Below are 264 nucleotides of genomic sequence, written 5' to 3'. Positions count from 1 at the left end.
GTTGGGCATGGGCAGCAGCCTGCTGGTGCGGCGCGCCGGCCTTGCGCTGATCCCGTGGTACCGGATGGAGGCGTCGCAGCGATGAGTACGCCGATGAGTACACAAGCGCAAGCGAAGCCGGCGGGCCGCATCGACGTGCGGGCGCTAAGCGTGGAAGTGGGCTTGCGCGAGCAGCGTTTCACCGCGCTCGATCAACTGGAATTCAGCGTCGAACCCGGCGAGTTTGTCTGCGTGCTGGGACCGTCGGGCTGCGGCAAATCCACC

Annotated in this window: 1 protein-coding gene; it reads left to right on the top strand. The window is 66.7% G+C overall.

Annotated features, from left to right (window positions below):
• Positions 1-93 precede the first annotated feature (93 nt).
• Positions 94-264 (top strand): ATP-binding cassette domain-containing protein (locus ACFSNN_RS12480; protein ID WP_377779174.1); only part of this gene is annotated, 171 nt, incomplete at its 3' end.

The organism is Paraburkholderia dipogonis (genome assembly GCF_042680985.1).
GTDB classification, from domain to species: Bacteria; Pseudomonadota; Gammaproteobacteria; order Burkholderiales; family Burkholderiaceae; genus Paraburkholderia; species Paraburkholderia phytofirmans.
Note: the sequence above shows the minus strand (reverse complement) of the source record. Positions and strands in the feature narration are given on the sequence as shown.